This is a genomic window from Virgibacillus siamensis (genome assembly GCF_039522605.1).
GTDB lineage: Bacteria > Bacillota > Bacilli > Bacillales > Amphibacillaceae > Lentibacillus > Lentibacillus siamensis.
In genome coordinates, this window is sequence record NZ_BAAADS010000004.1 from 1 (window position 1) to 981 (window position 981).

Annotated in this window: 9 tRNA genes; all 9 read left to right on the forward strand. The window is 52.1% G+C overall.

The annotated features are described in order from the left end of the window. Positions 1 to 63 precede the first annotated feature (63 nt). The 9 genes from ABD010_RS03870 to ABD010_RS03910 all read left to right on the forward strand — a co-directional run bounded on the left by ABD010_RS03870 (position 64) and on the right by ABD010_RS03910 (position 884). Positions 64 to 139, forward strand: a tRNA-Val gene (locus ABD010_RS03870). A gap of 40 nt (positions 140 to 179) precedes the next feature. Further along, positions 180 to 255: transfer RNA gene (locus tag ABD010_RS03875), tRNA-Thr, on the forward strand. 21 nt (positions 256 to 276) lie between these two features. After that, a tRNA-Lys gene (locus ABD010_RS03880) sits at positions 277 to 352 on the forward strand. Positions 353 to 358: 6 nt separating this feature from the next. Further along, a tRNA-Leu gene (locus ABD010_RS03885) sits at positions 359 to 443 on the forward strand. Between the two features lie 15 nt (positions 444 to 458). Beyond that, positions 459 to 533 (forward strand) — tRNA-Gly (locus ABD010_RS03890). A gap of 19 nt (positions 534 to 552) precedes the next feature. Beyond that, positions 553 to 642, forward strand: a tRNA-Leu gene (locus ABD010_RS03895). Positions 643 to 645: 3 nt separating this feature from the next. Further along, a tRNA-Arg gene (locus ABD010_RS03900) sits at positions 646 to 722 on the forward strand. Between the two features lie 4 nt (positions 723 to 726). Beyond that, a tRNA-Pro gene (locus ABD010_RS03905) sits at positions 727 to 803 on the forward strand. 5 nt (positions 804 to 808) lie between these two features. After that, positions 809 to 884, forward strand: a tRNA-Ala gene (locus tag ABD010_RS03910). The last annotated feature ends 97 nt before the right edge of the window (positions 885 to 981 follow it).

A 981-nucleotide genomic window follows, 5' to 3' on the forward strand; every position in this document is an offset into this window, starting at 1 on the left:
CCGATGGTAGTTGGGGCTTTGCCCCTGCAAGAGTAGGACGCCGCCAGGCTTTACATATGTGTGGGAGGATTAGCTCAGCTGGGAGAGCACCTGCCTTACAAGCAGGGGGTCGCAGGTTCGAGCCCTGCATCCTCCACCATTCTTCATTTCAATGCATTGTTTTATAACGTACACCGAATGCCGGTCTAGCTCAATTGGCAGAGCAACTGACTTGTAATCAGTAGGTTGGGGGTTCAATTCCTCTGGCCGGCACCATTTTCTTTTTACATCTATTGTGAGCCATTAGCTCAGCTGGCAGAGCATCTGACTTTTAATCAGAGGGTCGGAGGTTCGAATCCTCCATGGCTCACCATTTAATGCGGGTGTGGCGGAATTGGCAGACGCGCTAGATTTAGGATCTAGTGTCTCGCGACGTGGGGGTTCAAGTCCCTCCACCCGCACCATTTCAAATACATAATGCGGAAGTAGTTCAGTGGTAGAACACCACCTTGCCAAGGTGGGGGTCGCGGGTTCGAATCCCGTCTTCCGCTCCAATATAAACAAATAAGCCAAGCCGGGGTGGCGGAATTGGCAGACGCACAGGACTTAAAATCCTGCGGTAGGTCTACTACCGTGCCGGTTCGAGTCCGGCCCTCGGCACCAGATGCGCCCGTAGCTCAATTGGATAGAGCGTCTGACTACGGATCAGAAGGTTAGGGGTTCGACTCCTCTCGGGCGCGCCATTTACGGGAAGTAGCTCAGCTTGGTAGAGCACATGGTTTGGGACCATGGGGTCGCAGGTTCGAATCCTGTCTTCCCGACCATTTTTGGGGCCTTAGCTCAGCTGGGAGAGCGCCTGCCTTGCACGCAGGAGGTCAGCGGTTCGATCCCGCTAGGCTCCACCAAAATATCATTATTTTCTTCAAAAATAGTTATTGACATTATTTTTGGGAGATGGTATATTAATTAGGTCGCTGTTTTGAAGCGGCGCAACAAATTTGC